At 58.8% G+C, this 16,723-nt stretch carries 14 protein-coding genes; 6 read left to right on the top strand and 8 right to left on the bottom strand.

What is annotated here, in order from left to right; genetic code table 11:
• Nucleotides 1–48: 48 nt before the first annotated feature.
• A complete protein-coding gene (locus tag AQ621_RS08005) occupies nucleotides 49–420 on the bottom strand; it encodes a thiol-disulfide oxidoreductase DCC family protein (protein ID WP_058341028.1) in 372 nt (123 codons plus the stop codon).
• 174 nt (nucleotides 421–594) lie between these two features.
• On the opposite strand from AQ621_RS08005, the gene AQ621_RS08010 reads away from it, so the two are divergent.
• From AQ621_RS08010 to AQ621_RS08020, 3 genes are all read left to right on the top strand, one after another.
• A complete protein-coding gene (locus AQ621_RS08010) occupies nucleotides 595–1,701 on the top strand; it encodes an AI-2E family transporter (protein ID WP_058341029.1) in 1,107 nt (368 codons plus the stop codon).
• 266 nt (nucleotides 1,702–1,967) lie between these two features.
• Nucleotides 1,968–3,119 carry a zinc-binding dehydrogenase gene (locus AQ621_RS08015; protein WP_058341030.1) on the top strand — a complete coding sequence of 384 codons (1,152 nt, stop codon included), beginning with the start codon at nucleotides 1,968–1,970 and terminating at the stop codon, nucleotides 3,117–3,119.
• Complete coding sequence (locus AQ621_RS08020) at nucleotides 3,116–4,159, top strand: proline racemase family protein (protein WP_058341031.1); 1,044 nt, start codon at nucleotides 3,116–3,118, stop codon at nucleotides 4,157–4,159. The genes AQ621_RS08015 and AQ621_RS08020 overlap by 4 nt, the downstream gene beginning before the upstream one ends.
• Nucleotides 4,160–4,435: 276 nt before the next feature.
• Here the strand turns inward: AQ621_RS08020 and AQ621_RS08025 are convergent, their stop codons facing one another.
• Genes AQ621_RS08025 through AQ621_RS08040 form a run of 4 tightly spaced genes read right to left on the bottom strand, consistent with a single transcriptional unit; the run spans nucleotide 4,436 to nucleotide 8,411 of the window.
• Nucleotides 4,436–5,257 carry an ABC transporter permease subunit gene (locus tag AQ621_RS08025; RefSeq protein WP_058341032.1) on the bottom strand — a complete coding sequence of 274 codons (822 nt, stop codon included), beginning with the start codon at nucleotides 5,255–5,257 and terminating at the stop codon, nucleotides 4,436–4,438.
• Complete coding sequence (locus tag AQ621_RS08030) at nucleotides 5,250–6,179, bottom strand: ABC transporter permease subunit (RefSeq protein WP_058341033.1); 930 nt, start codon at nucleotides 6,177–6,179, stop codon at nucleotides 5,250–5,252. Before AQ621_RS08030 ends, AQ621_RS08025 begins: the two co-directional genes overlap by 8 nt.
• A 4-nt stretch (nucleotides 6,180–6,183) precedes the next feature.
• Nucleotides 6,184–7,293, bottom strand: a complete 1,110-nt coding sequence (gene potA / locus AQ621_RS08035) for a polyamine ABC transporter ATP-binding protein (protein WP_413772291.1) — start codon at nucleotides 7,291–7,293, stop codon at nucleotides 6,184–6,186.
• An 11-nt stretch (nucleotides 7,294–7,304) separates the two neighbouring features.
• Entirely contained in the window at nucleotides 7,305–8,411 is a 1,107-nt protein-coding gene (locus AQ621_RS08040) for a polyamine ABC transporter substrate-binding protein (protein ID WP_058341035.1), read from the bottom strand.
• A gap of 343 nt (nucleotides 8,412–8,754) precedes the next feature.
• Between AQ621_RS08040 and AQ621_RS08045 the strand changes: the two genes are divergently transcribed.
• Nucleotides 8,755–11,256 carry a penicillin acylase family protein gene (locus AQ621_RS08045; protein WP_082640950.1) on the top strand — a complete coding sequence of 834 codons (2,502 nt, stop codon included), beginning with the start codon at nucleotides 8,755–8,757 and terminating at the stop codon, nucleotides 11,254–11,256.
• Nucleotides 11,257–11,357: 101 nt separating this feature from the next.
• Here AQ621_RS08045 and AQ621_RS08050 read toward each other — a convergent pair whose 3' ends face one another.
• The 3 genes from AQ621_RS08050 to AQ621_RS08060 form a co-directional block, all read right to left on the bottom strand.
• On the bottom strand, nucleotides 11,358–11,798 hold the full coding sequence (locus AQ621_RS08050; RefSeq protein ID WP_058341037.1) for a DUF7282 domain-containing protein: 441 nt from the start codon (nucleotides 11,796–11,798) through the stop codon (nucleotides 11,358–11,360).
• Nucleotides 11,799–11,903: 105 nt separating this feature from the next.
• The gene (locus AQ621_RS08055; RefSeq protein WP_058341038.1) at nucleotides 11,904–12,884 is read right to left on the bottom strand and encodes an XdhC family protein; all 981 of its coding nucleotides are present in this window, start codon (nucleotides 12,882–12,884) and stop codon (nucleotides 11,904–11,906) included.
• 102 nt (nucleotides 12,885–12,986) lie between these two features.
• Nucleotides 12,987–13,907 carry an AraC family transcriptional regulator gene (locus AQ621_RS08060; RefSeq protein ID WP_082640951.1) on the bottom strand — a complete coding sequence of 307 codons (921 nt, stop codon included), beginning with the start codon at nucleotides 13,905–13,907 and terminating at the stop codon, nucleotides 12,987–12,989.
• Nucleotides 13,908–14,034: 127 nt separating this feature from the next.
• Between AQ621_RS08060 and AQ621_RS08065 the strand changes: the two genes are divergently transcribed.
• Entirely contained in the window at nucleotides 14,035–15,528 is a 1,494-nt protein-coding gene (locus AQ621_RS08065; RefSeq protein ID WP_058341040.1) for a CoA-acylating methylmalonate-semialdehyde dehydrogenase, read from the top strand.
• A gap of 21 nt (nucleotides 15,529–15,549) precedes the next feature.
• On the top strand, nucleotides 15,550–16,716 hold the full coding sequence (locus AQ621_RS08070; protein WP_058341041.1) for an acyl-CoA dehydrogenase family protein: 1,167 nt from the start codon (nucleotides 15,550–15,552) through the stop codon (nucleotides 16,714–16,716).
• Nucleotides 16,717–16,723: the final 7 nt, after the last annotated feature.

Raw genomic sequence — 16,723 nt, forward strand, 5'->3', positions numbered from 1 at the left:
GAATGGGTGACTGATTTCCCAAATTCGAGGAATCGTACCTTTACCGACCTACGTTTTCTTTACCCCCAAAGCACAAACATACTTCCGCTCATACCGCCGGTCAGCCCAGCTCTCATAAACCCGCCTGGCAATGGGATAGATCACCGGCCACAACAGCGGTTTGAACAGCCACCCAAACGGCGCATGGCTCCAGGCCCGCACGTTGGCGTGCAGCCCGGTTACCCATTCGCCGGTCCAGGTCATCAAATGCAGGCGGCGGAGGAGGTCTTCATGGGAGGGCAGTTGGGGGCTGCCTTCCGGTTGCTCGTGAATGTCTGCGAAGATGAGTTGCCCACGCTGCAGTCTGCGCAGGGTGCGGATTTCCTTTGCGCAGAGCGGGCAGCTGCCGTCGTAGAACAATGTGTCGTATTTTGGGTTCATGCAGGTTCTGGTTATCCGGTGGCATTTGTTAACTATACGAGCCGCGTGGCTGATGGTTCAGCGCCGTGGCGTTTGTAATGCCCTGATAATGCAGCCACTTGTTCGAAACGCTACACTGGTGTCTTTGCGGAAGCGCAGGCTTCTGTGTAAACACTCATCAGGCCAGACTTGCACATGGAAGACCAGAAGCCCGACCAGACCGCTCCTCCGGAAGACAAAAAAGCGTCAGCGCTTGCTGAGTTGTCCACTCCCATCTACGGCCTGTTCACGCTGGGTATTCTGTACACCCTGTACCTGGCCCACCAGATTGTCCTGCCGATCATTCTCGCCGTGCTCACCAGCTTGTTGTTGTCGCCCCTGGTGAAAAAAGCCAGGTTGAAATGGCATGTTCCGCGGGTGGTGAGCTCGCTTGTACTGGTGCTTGTGGTGCTGGCGGGTATTGTCGGTTTGGGGGTTGCTGTAACGGCACCGGCGCTGGAATGGGCTGAGCGCGCCCCGCAAGGTTTGTCGCGCCTGTTGGTGGGCGATAGTGAGATTATGCGGCAACTGGACAAAGTCACCCGTTCTGCGGAACAGGTGGAGAAGTCGGTAGAGGGTCTGTCGTCTGAGGACGGTAGTGAAAAACCGACAACCGTGGTGCTGCAGACTGATTCCTGGCGCAGCCAGCTGATGACAAAAGCCCGCAACGGCCTGGCCGGCCTGGCGCTGGCGTTGGCGCTGACTTACTTTCTGCTGGTCAGCGGCGACAGGTTGATCCGCAACTTCGTGCGGCAAATTCCCAGATCTCAGCGCAAAACCGTGCTCAGAATTACCCACGACTCCCAACACCAGATCGCCCAATACCTGGCAGTGTTAGGCCTGAGCAACCTCTCGGTAGGGCTGATCACCGGGCTCACTTGCTGGGCCATCGGCCTGCCGGACCCTGCCGTATGGGGCCTGATCGCCGGCCTTGCCCGGTTTATACCCTACCTCGGCAACATGCTCACCATCGCGCTACTGGCGCTAGTGTCGGCACTAACCCTGGACACCGTCTGGATGATGGCACTGGCACCGCTAAGCTTCATCCTGCTCACCACCATCGTCGGCTTCTTCCTGGAACCCTGGATCCACGGATTCCGCATGGCCATCAACCCCGTCATCATCTTCGTATCCATCTTCTTCTGGGGCTGGCTCTGGGGCCCGGTAGGCGTACTGCTGGCCGTCCCCCTGATGACCGTAATCCAGGTGATCCTAAAACAAATCCCGAGACTGCGTCCGGTGTACAGAGTAATTGCTCGATAAGCCGTCTAAAACACAACGCTCGATCACGAACTGAGCTTCCTCTCCAATAAGGTTCTGCCGGCGGGAGGTGGGGGGGGTGTTTTTCTGGCAGGAAAAAAGATGTCTGAGCGAAGCGAGTTATTTTTTCCAGAAGAAAAACACCCCCCCACCTCCCAGCCTGCCCCCAAAACCAAACGGATACGGACCCAAGGCAAATCCCCTGACACAAAGCCAGATCTTTCCTATGCTCAGTGCATCAAAGAATTCACCACAGCAGGAAGAATTCAATGCCCCTCATCCCGCCCACCATGAAAGCCATGGTCCTCACCGGCCATGGCGGCCTGGAAAAGCTTGAATACCAGGATGTTCCGGTGCCCAGACCAGCAGCAGGCCAGATTCTGGTCCAAGTAACCGCCACCGCCAAGAACAACACCGACCGCAAAGCCCGTGAAGGCCTGTACCCCACCAAAAAGGGCGAAATGACCTCATTCCAGATGGGCGGCAAACCCACGCTGACCTTCCCGCGCATACAAGGCGCCGACATCGTAGGCCGCGTTGTCGCCGTGGGTGAGTGCGTCAGCGAACAACGTATCGGGGAGCGCGGCCTGCTGGACTTCAACATCTACGCCACCGACCGCACCGACATCAATCTCACACCGGACTATTACGGCCATGGCGCCGATGGCGGCTACGCCGAATACGTCGCCCTGCCGTCTGACCAGTTTCACCATATCCCGAATCCGGAACTGGCGGATGCCGAGCTGGCAGCCATGGGCATGTGTTCCTACCAGACTGCCTACCACATGCTCACCTCTGCCAGGGTGCAGGCAGGCGAGCGGGTGCTGGTGACCGGTGCCAGCGGTGGCGTGGGCACAGCCTTGATCCAGCTTTGCCGAATCATCGGTGCCATTCCCTACGCATTGAGCCAGCAAGACAAAGTGAACGCACTGCTCGACCTTGGCGCCGAAGCGGTGCTGGATCGCAGCAACATGGACTCCTTCGTAGACAGAGTGAAGAAGGAAACGGACGGCAAACCCCTGGATGCGGTGATGGACCTGGTAGGCGGCGAAATGACTGACAAGTTCATTGACGCCATGATCTTCGACATGAACACCCGCAGCACCTACCCGCGCCTGAGCATCGCCGGCGCCAGCGGCGGCAACATCAGCGAAATCCTGTGGACCCGAATCTACCTGTACCAGGTGCAGATCTTCGGCGTGTCTCACGGCACCCGGGAAGAAGCAAACCAGCTGATGACCTGGATACGCGATGGCCAGCTGAAACCCGTCCTGCACGGCGCGTTCAAGCTGTCTGACCTGCACAAAGCCGAAGAGTATTTCGTGAACCGTGGCAGCAACTACCTGGGCAAGATCGTCATTGTCCCGGATGCTCAGTGGCTGGAACACGGACAACCCTTCGCCGTGGAGGCGGGCGGATGAAACCTGAACTCACCATTCAATTGATGGATGCCCATGCCGGCGGTGACGTCAGCCGAATCGTCACCGGCGGCATCATCGACTTGCCGGGAGATACGGTAAGGGCCCAGATGGAATACCTGCGCGACGACGCCGACGGCCTGCGGCGGTTGCTGCTGGAAGAACCCTACGGCATCCCCGAAATGTCCGTAGACCTGCTGGTACCCGCCACCAACCCCGAAGCCGCCGCCGGTTACATCATCATGGAAGTCATGGGCTACCCCATCTACTCCGGCTCCAACACCATCTGCACGGCAACGGCAGTTCTGGAAACCGGCATAGTCCGGAAACAGGAAGGCAAACAACACTTCAAACTCGAATCCCCAGCCGGCCTGGTAAACATAGAAGCCACCGTGCACAACGGCGTAGTAGAAGCCATCACCTGCGAAGGCCTGCCCAGCTACATCCACACCCACAACGCCAGCATCAACGTACCCGGCATCGGCAAGGTCAACTACAGCGTCGCCTACAGCGGCGGCTTCTACGCCCTGGTAGACGCAAAATCCCTCGGCTTCGACCTCACCCTGGACGAAGAACGCCAGCTGGCCCAAACCGCCCACGCCATCGTCGAAGCCATCCAGGCCGAACGGGGCTTTTCCCACTACACCCTGGGCGACGTAGGCCCCCTCCCGTTCCTCCACTTCATGGGCCCGGTAGAACAAATAGCCGAAGGCTACTACCGCTCACGCTCAGCAACCTACGTCCACCCCGGCGTCATCTGCCGAAGCACCACCGGCACCGGAACCTCAGCAAGACTGGCGTTAATGAACCACGAGGGCCAAATCAAACCCGGCGACAAACTCGAAACCATATCCCTGAGGGAAACCGGCTTCATCGGAGAATTCACCGAAGTGGAAAAGGCAGGGAAATACCAGGTGGTCAAAAACAACATAACCGGCAAAGCCTACGTCATCGCAAAGTCCGACATCGTAGTGAACTGCGACGACCCCATGGTGGAATGCAACGGCCTGACTCACATCCTCAAATCAGAAGATGTGCCTTAACCTGCAGAACCTATACCGCACACAAGCCATGGAGGCGAACGAAGTAAAGCCAGTGGGAGAGGGGGAGAGGTTCCCATAAAGTTAAGCCGGCGGGAGGTGGGGTGTGTTTTTCTGGCAGGAAAAAAGATGTCTGAGCGAAGCGAGTTGTTTTTTCCAGAAGAAAAACACACCCCACCTCCCAGCCCGCCCCCACAACTTAACGGATAGGAACCCAAGCATAACCCCGCCCCCACAACCAAACGGATAGGAGCCCAAGCCCGACCCCGAGCCAGCCACTCACCGAGGCCGCAATCGCCGCTTCTCCGCCCGCCGCATCCAGAACCAGGCGATGAAGGCAATCACCGAAACCGCCGCAATAATCAAAGTAGCCAACGCATTAATCTCCGGCGACACCCCCATCCGCACAGACGAGAACACAACCATCGGCAACGTCGTCGCCCCCGGCCCGGACACAAAGCTCGCAATCACCAGATCATCCAGCGACAAAGTAAACGCCAGCAACCAGCCTGACACCAACGCCGGCGCAATCACCGGCAGCGTGATTACAAAGAAAGTTTTCAGCGGCGTACAGCCCAGATCCATGGCCGCTTCCTCAATGGACAAATCCACCTCCCGCAAGCGCGCACTCACCACCACCGCCACATAGGCACTGCAGAAGGTCGTGTGAGCAATCCAGATCGTCGCCATGCCACGGTCCACCGGCCAGCCAATCAGCTGCGCCATCTGCACAAACAGCAGCAACAGCGACAAACCGGTGATCACCTCTGGCATCACCAGCGGCGCCGTGATCATGCTCGACAGCAGCGTACGCCCGCGCATCTTCTTGAACCGGGTAATCACAAAGGCACACAAGGTACCCAGGCACACCGCCATGCTGGCGGAATAGAAGGCGATGCGCAGGCTCATCCACACGGCAGACAGAATCTGCTCATTAGCGAACAGCGCGCCGTACCACTTGGTGGAAAAGCCGGCCCACACCGAGACCAGCCGCGAGGCGTTGAACGAGTAAACGATCAACACCACCATCGGCAGGTACAGGAACAGCATGCCCAGCACCAGCATGGATTTTGAGAAGCCGGGGGCTTTCAGCTTAACCATTCTTTTCCATCTCCCGAGCCTGGAAGCGGTGGAACAGCACAATCGGAATCAACAGCAATGCCAGCATCACAATCGCCAGCGAAGAGGCCACCGGCCAGTCGCGGTTGTTGAAGAACTCTTCCCACAGCACCTTGCCGATCATCAGGGTGTCCGGCCCGCCCAGCAGTTCCGGAATCACAAACTCGCCCACCGCCGGAATGAACACCAGCATGGAGCCCGCCAGAATGCCCGCCTTGGACAGCGGCAGGGTGATCGCCCAGAAAGTGGTCAGGCTGCGGCAGCCAAGGTCAGACGCTGCTTCCAGCAGGCGCACGTCCAGCTTCACCAGGTTGGTGTAGATGGGCAGCACCATGAAGGGCAGGTAGGCGTAGACAATGCCCAGAATCACCGCGAAGTTGGTGTTCAGCATTTTCAGCGGCGCATTGATCAGCCCCAGCCACATCAGGAACGTGTTCAGCAGGCCCTGGTTACCGAGAATGCCCATCCACGCGTACACGCGGATCAGGAACGAGGTCCAGGACGGCAGCATCACCATCAGCAGGAACACCAGTTGCCAGTGCTTGGGCGCCCGGGCCATGGCGTAGGCCATGGGGTAGCCGATCAGCAGGCAGAACAGGGTGGCCAGGAACGCAGTTTTCACCGAGCCCCAGTAGGCAGCGATGTACAGGCTGTCGGAGGCCAGGAACAGGTAATTGCCAAAGTTCACCACCACCGACAGGGTGTTATCCATCCACCGGAACACCGGCTCGTAAGGCGGAATCGCCATGACCGCCGAGGTCAGGCTGATCTTCAGCACCAGCGCAAACGGCAGCAGGAAGAACAGCAGCAACCAGGCGAAGGGCACACCGAACACCACCCGCCGGTGAAATACCACCGCCCGCACCCGCTCCGCCAGAGAGGTTGCCAGAAGCTTCTTGGTCATGGCGTCAGTTCCAGAGCAGAATGGGACTGGAAGCTTCCCAGGACACGAACACCTGATCACCCCAGGTGGGCCGCTCGCCCCGGCGCTCCACGTTGGCCATGGTGGCCTGAACCCGCTTACCACTGGCCAGCTTCACGTAGTAAGACGTGATGTCGCCCAGGTAGGCGATGTTGTCTACCGTGCCGCAGCTCCAGTTGGTGTCGCCTTCGGGCTTCTCGGTGGTCAGGTAGATCTTCTCCGGGCGCAGGGCGATCAGGGTTTCTGTGGTTTCCGCCGGCGTGGTCACACCCCGGTCGATAAACACCGGTGCGTCCAGCATGTCGCTGGTCAGCGAGATGCTGTCGGAGTTGTCTTCCAGGATGTTCGCCTCGAAGATATTCACCGAGCCAATGAACTCCGCCGTCATCCGGCTGTTCGGGCTCTCGTAGATATCAATGGGCGAGCCCACCTGGGCAATCCGGCCGTAAGACATGATGGCAATGCGGCTGGCCATGGTCATGGCTTCTTCCTGGTCGTGGGTCACCATCAGGCAGGTCACGCCCACTTTCTCCAGGATATCCACCAGCTCCAGCTGCATTTCCGTGCGCAGTTTTTTGTCCAGCGCGCCCATGGGCTCGTCCAGCAACAACAGCTTCGGGCGCTTGGCCAGCGAGCGGGCCAGGGCCACACGTTGCTGCTGGCCGCCAGACAATTGCTGGGGCCGGCGCTTGCCGTAGGCTTCCATCTTCACCAGCTTGAGCATGGCGGCCACGCGGTCGGCAATTTCGTTTTTCGGCAGCTTGTCCTGCTTCAGGCCCATAGCAATGTTCTGCTCCACCGTCATGTGCGGGAACAGGGCATAGGACTGGAACATCATGTTGGTGGGCCGCAGGTACGGGGGCAGGGCCGTGATGTCCTGGCCGTCCAGCACAATGCGACCGGAATCCGGAGTTTCAAAGCCCGCGAGCATGCGCAGCAGGGTGGACTTGCCAGAGCCGGAACCACCCAGCAGGGCGAAGATCTCGCCCTTGTGGATGTCCAGGCTCACGTCGTCCACCGCCAGGGTGCTGTCGAAGCTCTTGGAAATACCCTTGATGCTGAGGAGCACCTCCGCTTGCGCGGAGGTGTTGTTGATTACGGCCACCGTCAGCGACCGGATTTCACGCTGGTCCAGGTGCGGGTCATCAGGCGCTGCGCGTCCTGAGGCCGACCTTCCATGATGTACAGCTTCTTCATCACCTCATCGGTGGGGTAGATGCTGGTGTCATTGAGGATTTCCGGGTCCACAAACTCGTTGGCCGGTTTGTTCGGGTTGGCGTACCACACGTAGTTGGTCACATCGGCGATGATCTCCGGGCGCATCAGGAAATTCATCAGCTTGTGGGCATTTTCCACGTTCGGCGCTCCGGCCGGAATGGTCATCATGTCAAACCACAACACCGCGCCTTCTTTGGGGATGGTGTAGCGAATCACGTTGCCGTTCTCGGCTTCTTCCGCACGGGCAGCGGCCTGCAGGATGTCACCGGAATAGCCGGCGGCCACGCACAGGTCACCGTTTGCCAGGTCGCTAATGTAACGGGATGAATGGAAGTAGGTGATGTTCGGGCGCACCGCCTTGATCACTTCACCGCCTTTCTTGATGTCGTCGGCGTTGTTGCTGTTCGGGTCCAGGCCAATGTAGGCCATGGCGGCCCGAACCATCTCTTCGCCGGAATCCAGCATGGCAATGCCACAGCCGCCGGCGGCCAGCTTGCCGGTCACTTCCGGGTCAAACACCAGGGCCCAGGAGTCGGTCGGTGCGGTGTCACCCAGAATCTCCTGAATGCGGCCTTCGTTGTAGCCATAGCCGTTGGTGCCCCACAGGTACGGCAGGGAGAACTGGCTGCCCGGGTCAACCTTTTCCAGATCGTCCATCAGATCCGGGTTCAGGTTGGCCATGTTCGGCAGCTTGCTGTGATCCAGCGCCACGAAAGCCTTGGCAGAAATTTGCTTGGCCACGTAGTGGTTGGAAGGCACCACCAGGTCATAACCGGAACGGCCAGACAACAGGGCAGCTTCCAGCACCTCGTTGCTGTCGTACACGTCGTAGACAACCTTGATGCCGGTTTCTTCGGTGAACTTCGCCAGGGTGTCCTCGGCGATGTAGTCAGACCAGTTGTAGACACGCACTTCCTCGGCTGCAAAAACCGAAGAGGCACCCAGAGACATAGCAACAGCGGCGGCAAGCGCCTGTGGCTTACACAACTTCAACATTGGATGGTGTCCCTCACTTAAAAGGGATGGATACAAAGCGTGCAGGACGCACGCGGTTCTGGTGGGATCCGAGCGATTTTTAACACGATGTGAGGGTAGGCGCTACATAAATTTCACTGGCGGGATCGGGGGTTGTGCGTACATGATTTGCGCAGGGAAAACCGCCAGGGCGATTCTATGCGGATTGCCATGATTTGGTAGGGATGTAGCTCCAACGATGAGCCACTGTACCGGTCATAATAGTTGGTATGTTTTGTATTATGCGATAAATTGTCTTGGTGTATAAAAACTGGCCGACAGGCCGGTCACTATAAAAAGAACCAAGCACAATGGAGCAACCAACATGATGACAACAAAGCGCGCCATGCTGCTGGCTGTGCTGGTGGCCTCGACAACGGGCTGCCTGAGTTCGGGCGGTGGTAACTCTGCACAAGAGAGCCGGGCAGAGCCTGATACCGAGGCTCCCAGGCTTGAACGCCCTGCGGGAGTAACGATTACCAGGACATCTTTTGGTATACCCCATATCGAAGCGCCGGACTTTGCTGGTATGGGGTATGGCTACGGCTATGTTCAGGCAGAAGACAATCTTTGCCTGCTTGCTGAAGACACCCTGACGGTCCGGGGGCTGCGGGCCCGCTACCTGGGTGGCGAGGGTCGATATTCCATTCCATCTAATGATGCTGAAGCAAGTAACGTGGATGCCGACTTCTTCTGGCGGTCGGTTATCACTGACGAGGCTATTGAAGCCTTCAAAAGTAACAGTGACCCGGAAGTCATTGCCGCCACGAAAGGCTATGTGGACGGTTACAATCAGTATCTGGAGGAAATCCGCACGGGCGATCATTCCGGTCGTCACCTTGCGTGCAGAAACAGCGACTGGCTATTGCCACTCACTGAGGACGACATGTTCCGCCGCTATTTCCGGCTGGCCGTGTTAGCCAGTTCTTCGGTCTTTGTGGAAGGTATAGCCACCGCGCAGCCTCCTGCACTGGGGTCCGTGGATGCTGCGGCGCCAGACCCGGATATTCTGGGCGATATGTTGGAGTCACTGGATGGTGCGTTGCCGTTCCCGCTCTCTCGGGAACTCAATATCGGCAGCAACATGTATGCGCTTTCCGAAGAGGCCACCCGGGATGGACAATCCCTGCTGTTCGGCAACCCGCATTTTCCCTGGGAGAAGACCGAGCGGCTTTATCTTGCGCACCTGAAAGTAGGGGATAGAGCCGAGATCATGGGGGCGGCACTCTATGGATTGCCGGCGGTCCTGATTGGCTTTAACGAACACTTTGCCTGGAGCCACACAGTCTCCACAGCCTACCGGTTCTCGTTTTACGAGTTGTCGTTGAACCCCACTGACCCGACCCAATACTGGTATGAGGGGGAGTGGATAGACATGACCTCTCAAGAAATTGTGGTGGAAGCGCTGAACCCGGACGGATCTGTGACTGAGGAGGTTCGGACGCTTTACCATTCCCATTATGGGCCGATGCTGGAGTACGAGGTATCCGGAATCCCGATACTCTCCTGGTCGCCGTTAAAGGCGTACACCCTCAGGGATGCCAATGCCGAAAACGACCGCATGCTGAACCAGTTTTTCCGTTGGAACCAGGCCTCGAGCTTCGACGAATTCGTTGAGTTGCACGGCAGTGTGCTGGGCACGCCATGGGTGAATACCATCGCGACTGGCCCGGGTAAAGCAGCTTACTACGGTGATCTGACAGTTGTTCCGCATGTTACTGATGAACTGGCAACCAGCTGTGCTACGGCCTTGTCTCCTGTTCTTGGCCAGGTGATGCCTGGCCTGCCGATTCTGGATGGCAGCCGGGCTGCATGTGCCTGGGGTTCAGACGAAGACGCGCCGGCGGAGGGGGTGTTCGGGCGGGGCAACTTGCCAAGTCTGACGCGAAGTGACTGGGTTCATAACTGTAACGACAGCTACTGGCTGACCAACCCGGAACAGCCGCTGACCGGCTTTGCCAGCATTATCGGTGATGAAGGGACCGCCCGCACGCTGCGTACCCGGTTGTGTATCACCCAGGTGGAAGAGCGGCTCGATGGCTCGGACGGTAAACCCGGGGAACTGGGTTTTGATATGGGCAACCTTCAGGAGACTGTTCTGGGCAGCCAGGTGATGTCCGAGCGTCTGGCCAGGAATGCGGTGTTAGATGCCTACTGCAATCCTTTAACCGATGTGTTGAATGGGCTAACCCAGTCAGGGCAAGGTGAGGCCTGCACCGCGCTAGCGGCGTGGGATGGAACCTACAATCTGGATTCCCGTGGTGGTCATATCTGGCGCGAGTTCTGGAGTCGAATTAATCCCTTGCCAGTGGATTCGCCGGTTAAGTGGTTGGTTCCCTTTGTCTCGACAGATCCTGTTAATACGCCGCGAATGTTTAACCCCTTGGATCCCTTGGTGATTCAGGCTTTTGTGTCGGCAGTTCAGGCAATACAGGATGCCGGTGTAGCCTTCGACGCAAAACTTGAGGATATCCAATATTCGGGTGTTCACGGAGACAGCCGGATTCCGGTATTTGGCGGCGAGAGTTTCGAGGGGGCCTTCACCATCGCCTCGACCGGCGGAAGCGGGTTGGCAGACAATGGCGGTTATCCGGTTCTGTTCGGAAACAGCTACATCCAGACCGTAACCTGGGACGACGACGGCAATCCCGTTGCCGAAGGTTTCGTGACCTACTCCCAATCTACCGACCCTGCCTCGCCATACTATCGCGATATGACGGAAGCCTATTCCAACAAAGAATGGATTCGATTCCCCTACACGGAGGAGGAGATTCGACAGGATCCCGCGCGAGAGGTGATCAGGCTGGCCAGGCCAGCGACTCCGTGATGAGAGCTATCATCCGGTAAAGAAAAAATCCCCCGGTAGTTCAATCTGCCGGGGGATTTTCTGATAGGTTCCTGCAAACGCGACTGGCGTTTCCTGGCAGCTTATTGCGCCGTAATCGTCGCCATCACCAGCTTGCCATCCATCCGGATGGGGCCGTCTTCCTTGGCGCCTAGGGTGTATTCGAATACACCGGTTTTCATGCCGCCGTCTTCGCTGTGAATCATCAGCATCAGCATGTCACCGGCGGCCACTTCTTCGGTCAGAATGGCGGCTACGTCCATGTTCTTACCTTTCTTCAGGGGCGCATAGCCCACCACCGGGCCCGGTTTCATGGCTTCATCGGTGCGGTGCACTACCAGCCAGCCGTTCTTTTCTGTCATGACTTTCTTGGCGGTTACCGTGCCTTCAGACACAGACTGGTCGTCGCCCCATACGCCCACTTTGTTGTTGCCGTGGTGGTCAGCCAGGGCGGTTCCGGCACTCAGGCTGCCGGCCAGCAGGGCTGCGGTGAACAGGGAGCGGGTTTTGTTGTGCTTCTTCATGGTTCTCTCCATACAGTTGATTGGCCCCCGCCCGGGTATAAGTTGGGCAGGGTAATCGGTTGTACGGAGATTTGTTTGGGATAGATTAGGACATACTGAAAAATATCAGAGATTATCCTTCGCAATGCCCTGGCGTACCCGAACAATATCCGCCATCACAGACAGGGCAATCTCCGCCGGCGTCTTGCTGCCGATATTCAGGCCGATGGGCATGCGGATTTGCTCAACCTGCTGCTCGTTCAGCCCGCCAATGCGCAGTAAACGCTCCCGGCGTTTTTCCGAGGTGCGCAAAGAACCCATCACGCCGATGTAGAAAGCGTCGGTTTTCACCGCTTCCATCAGGGCGGTGTCGTCAATCTTCGGGTCGTGGGTGAGGGCAACTACCGCGGTTGCTCCGTGGCAGCCTTCGCGGGCGATCCACACAGAGGGCAGCTCCTGGTGCAGGGTAACGCCGGGTATGTTGAAGTTGCAGGCTTCTTCCTGGCGCGGGTCGCACACGATCACTTCGAAACCCAGGCTGTGGGCAAAGCTGGCGCAGGCGGTGGCCACCGGCGACAAGCCGGCAATGATCAACCGGGATACCGGCCCCACCCGCAGTTTCAGGGTGGCGGTTGCTTCGTCTTCCATCACTTTCTGGCCCGTTTCCCGGTCTGGTTCGACACTGGCTTCGCCGGTTTTAAGGCAAACCTTTCGAACCACATGGCCCTGGCCGCTCAAGGCGGCCCGAAGTGCCAGGAAGTGCTCCCGGGTACTGGCTGAGGCGGGCCAGTGTTCAATCAGAACATCCAGAACGCCACCGCAGGGCAGGCTGACTCTGGGATTGTCCAGGCCATCGGCGGCACCGTAGCGGATTCGGTTGATGCGGCCCTGGAATTCGCCTTCCTGCAGGCGTTCGAGAAAGTCCTCTTCCACACAGCCGCCTGACAACGAGCCGCAATGGTCGCCATTGGCCTGTGCTACCAGCCAGGAGCCCGGCGCCCGGGGAGAGGAGCCGAAGGTACTGAGTACCGTACACAGCCAGAAATCCTGACCGCCATCGCACCAGCTGATGGCCTGGTCAACTACCTGAATGTCCAGTGGCTGCATCTGCGCCTCCCGAATGAATAAGTGAGTCCTGTGTGATACCGGAATTTTGTCGCCTTGCCAATTGCAGTCGGGCCAGGGAGCCAGGCTATCTGCGCCAATGGGTCAGTGCCTGGCGGTGTGCCGGTAGTCGCTGGGGGATTTGCCCATTACCTTTTTGAACAGCCGGGAGAAGTAATAGGCATCGTCGTAACCCAGTTGCCGGCTGATGTCAGCGAAGGTGTGGCTGGTGGTGTCCAGCAGTTCGCAGGCCCGCTCCACCTTCAGGTGCAGGAAATGCTGAATCGGTGAGGTGCCGGTCTGTTCCCGGTAACGGGTGGCGAAATGGGCCGGTGACAGCCCGCTGAGTTCGGCCAGTTGCTGCAAGGTCAGTCGCTCTTCCAGGTGTTCACGCATGTAGTTGTGAAGGGTGTCCAGCTCGGCCTGCCGAGCCTGGCTGGTTTCATCCACGTTCATGGGGACGGCACTCAGCAGCTGTCGCAGGCGATTGCTGGCGTGGATCAGCCCCTTGGTGCGGAAGCCGGTCTGGCGTACCGACAGCAGGCCGTTGAAGTCTACCAGCAGGCGGGGCTGGCGCCCCAGATGGAGCACTCGGGTGTTGTCATCAAATCCCATGTAGTCACCAAACTCTGCGGCCAGCGGGCCGGTGTAGTGCACCCAGTGAATGGTCCATGGATTGTCCGGGTCTGCCGTGTAGCGGTGGCTGGCGCCGGCGGGCAGCAGCAACAGGTCGCCGGCGGTCACGGTGTAGGGCTCGCCTGCAACGTTCAGAAAGGCTTTGCCATCGGTGCAATAGATCAAAAGATTGTCACGATGGTGTTCCCGGTGCATGTGATGGCCCGCCGCCCGCCGGTAATGGCCGAAGGCCAGCGGGTACAGCTCCCGGGTTAGTGGGTGGTGCGCCAGTTGGCGGACGATGGGCTCCGGAACCACATAGCGAACGCTGTCCGCAGGAACAGGCCACTGGGAGGTTTGCGCGGAGGGCTTGTTGCTTTGATGACTGGTCATCGAAAAATAATCCATCATGGGCGAAACTTAGTCAATCATCAGGCGGCAAGGGGCGTGCTAGTCTTTTGGAAAATCATCGCCAGGTCCGTTGCGTTATTCAGCGGGCCACGGCACTCCCGGACAACAACAAACAGGGACCATCCTCATGAAAAAAGTACCTCAGTTTATTGCTGGTGAATTTGTTCAGAGCCAGACCCAGAACTGGATCGACGTGACCAACCCGGCCACTAACGAAGTCATCGCCCAGGTGCCCTGCGCCACGGCGGACGAAATGCGCAAGGCCATCGACAACGCCGGCGAAGTGTTCAAAAGCTGGAAAGAAACCCCGGTATCCGAGCGTGCCCGGGTCATGCTGCGTTACCAGGCACTGCTGAAAGAACACCACGACGAGATTGCCGAAATCCTGTCCCAGGAAACCGGTAAAACCTTTGACGACGCCAAGGGCGATGTCTGGCGCGGTATCGAAGTGGTAGAGCATGCCGCCAACGTGGCGTCCATGATGATGGGCGAGACCGTTGAAAACGTCGCGCGGGAAGTGGATACCCACTCGTGGATCCAGCCGTTGGGCGTTTGCGCCGGTATTACCCCGTTCAACTTCCCGGCCATGATTCCCCTGTGGATGTTCCCCATGGCCATCGCCTGCGGTAACACCTTTGTACTGAAACCGTCCGAGCAGGACCCGCTGACCCCGATGCGCCTGGCAGAACTGTTCGAAGAAGCCGGTGCGCCCAAGGGCGTTCTGCAGGTAGTACACGGTGCCAAGGAGCAGGTGGACACCCTGCTGAACGATCCCGCCATCAAGGCAATTTCCTTTGTCGGTTCAGTACCGGTCGGCCGCTACATCTACGAAACCGGCACCCGTAACATGAAGCGCGTGCAGAGCTTTGCCGGCGCCAAGAACCACATGGTCATCATGCCGGATGCCGACAAGCAGCAGGTGATCAATGCCCTGGTGGGTGCCTCTGTGGGTGCCGCCGGCCAGCGTTGCATGGCTATCTCCGTGGCGGTGTTTGTCGGAGCGGCGCAAGAGTGGATTCCGGAACTCAAGGAAGCCATGGCGAAGGTACGCCCGGGTGCCTGGAACGACTCCGGTGCCAGCTATGGCCCGGTGATTAGCCCGAGGGCCAAGGAGCGGGTTGAAGCCCTGATCGCCACCGGCGAAGCCCAGGGTGCGAAGCTGATGCTGGATGGTCGCGGCTGCACAGTGGATGGCCTGCCGGACGGTAACTGGGTAGGGCCCACCCTGTTCAGCGAAGTCACGCCGGAAATGGACATCTATAAAGAAGAAATCTTCGGCCCGGTGCTCACCTGCATGAACGCGAACGACCTTGGCGAAGCCATCGAGCTGATCAACAACAGTCCTTATGGCAACGGCACGTCTATCTTCACTAACCACGGTGGTGCTGCCCGCCGCTTCCAGCACGAAATCGAAGTCGGCCAGGTGGGTGTGAATATTCCCATCCCGGTGCCCCTGCCGTTCTTCTCTTTCACTGGCTGGAAAGGTTCTTTCTACGGCGACCAGCACGCTTACGGCAAGCAGGCAGTGCGTTTCTACACCGAAACCAAGACCGTCACGTCCCGCTGGTTTAACAGTGAAGCGACGTCTACCGAAGCCAACTTCTCCATCCAACTCCGGTAACGCCGAGCAGGGAGCTGAACGATGGATTTCAACCTGACCGAAGACCAGCTGGCGTTCCGGGATGCGGCCCGGGCCTTTGCCGAGAAAGCCATGGCACCCTATGCCGGCCAGTGGGATGTAGACCACACCTTCCCGGTGGAGGTGATGAAAGAAGCCGGCGAGATGGGCTTTATGGGGATTTATACCCCGGAAGCCCTGGGCGGCATGGGCTTGTCCCGCATGGACACCTCGGTGATCGTGGAAGAGCTGGCCATGGCCTGCCCGTCCACGGCGGCCTTTATCACGATTCACAACATGGCCACCTGGATGGTAGCCAGCTTTGCCTCGGACGACCTGAAGCAGGAGTTTGTGCCCAGGCTGGCCAGCGGTGAATGGCTGGCCTCCTACTGCCTGACCGAACCCGGGGCCGGCTCCGATGCCGCCAGCCTGCGTACCAGGGCGGTTCGGGATGGAGACAGCCATGTGATCAACGGCAGCAAGATGTTTATCTCAGGCGCCGGCGCCACCGATGTTCTTGTGTTGATGGCCCGTACCGGTGATGCCGACAGTGGCGCCAAGGGGATTTCCACCTTTGTGATCCCCGCCAATGCCGAGGGTGTTTCCTACGGCAAGAACGAGGAAAAGATGGGTTGGCACAGCCAGCCCACGCGGCTGGTCACCCTGGAAGACGTGCGTATTCCGGCCAGTAACCGAATTGGTAATGAAGGCGACGGCTTCGCCATTGCCATGAAGGGCCTGGACGGCGGCCGCCTGAACATTGCTACCTGTTCGCTGGGCGGCGCCCAGGCGGCGCTGCTGCGGGCGCGCAATTACCTGCACGAGCGCCAGCAGTTCGGCAAGCCACTGGCAGCCTTCCAGGCGCTTCAATTCAAGCTGGCGGATATGGCCACCAACCTGGTGGCGGCCCGGCAAATGGTGCGCCTGGGTGCCTTCAAGCTAGATGCCGGCGACCCGGAAGCCACCTTGCATTGCGCCATGGCCAAGCGCTTCGCCACCGATGCCTGTTTTGACGTGGCTAACGAGGCCCTGCAGCTGCACGGCGGCTACGGCTACATTCGGGAATACCCGCTGGAGCGCTATGTGCGGGACCTTCGGGTACACCAGATTCTCGAAGGCACCAACGAAATCATGCGCCTGATTATTGCCCGCCGCATGCTGGAAGACGGCGTTGCCGAAGCCATCCAGTAACCGGCCC

The organism is Marinobacter sp. P4B1 (assembly GCF_001447135.1).
GTDB lineage: Bacteria > Pseudomonadota > Gammaproteobacteria > Pseudomonadales > Oleiphilaceae > Marinobacter > Marinobacter vinifirmus.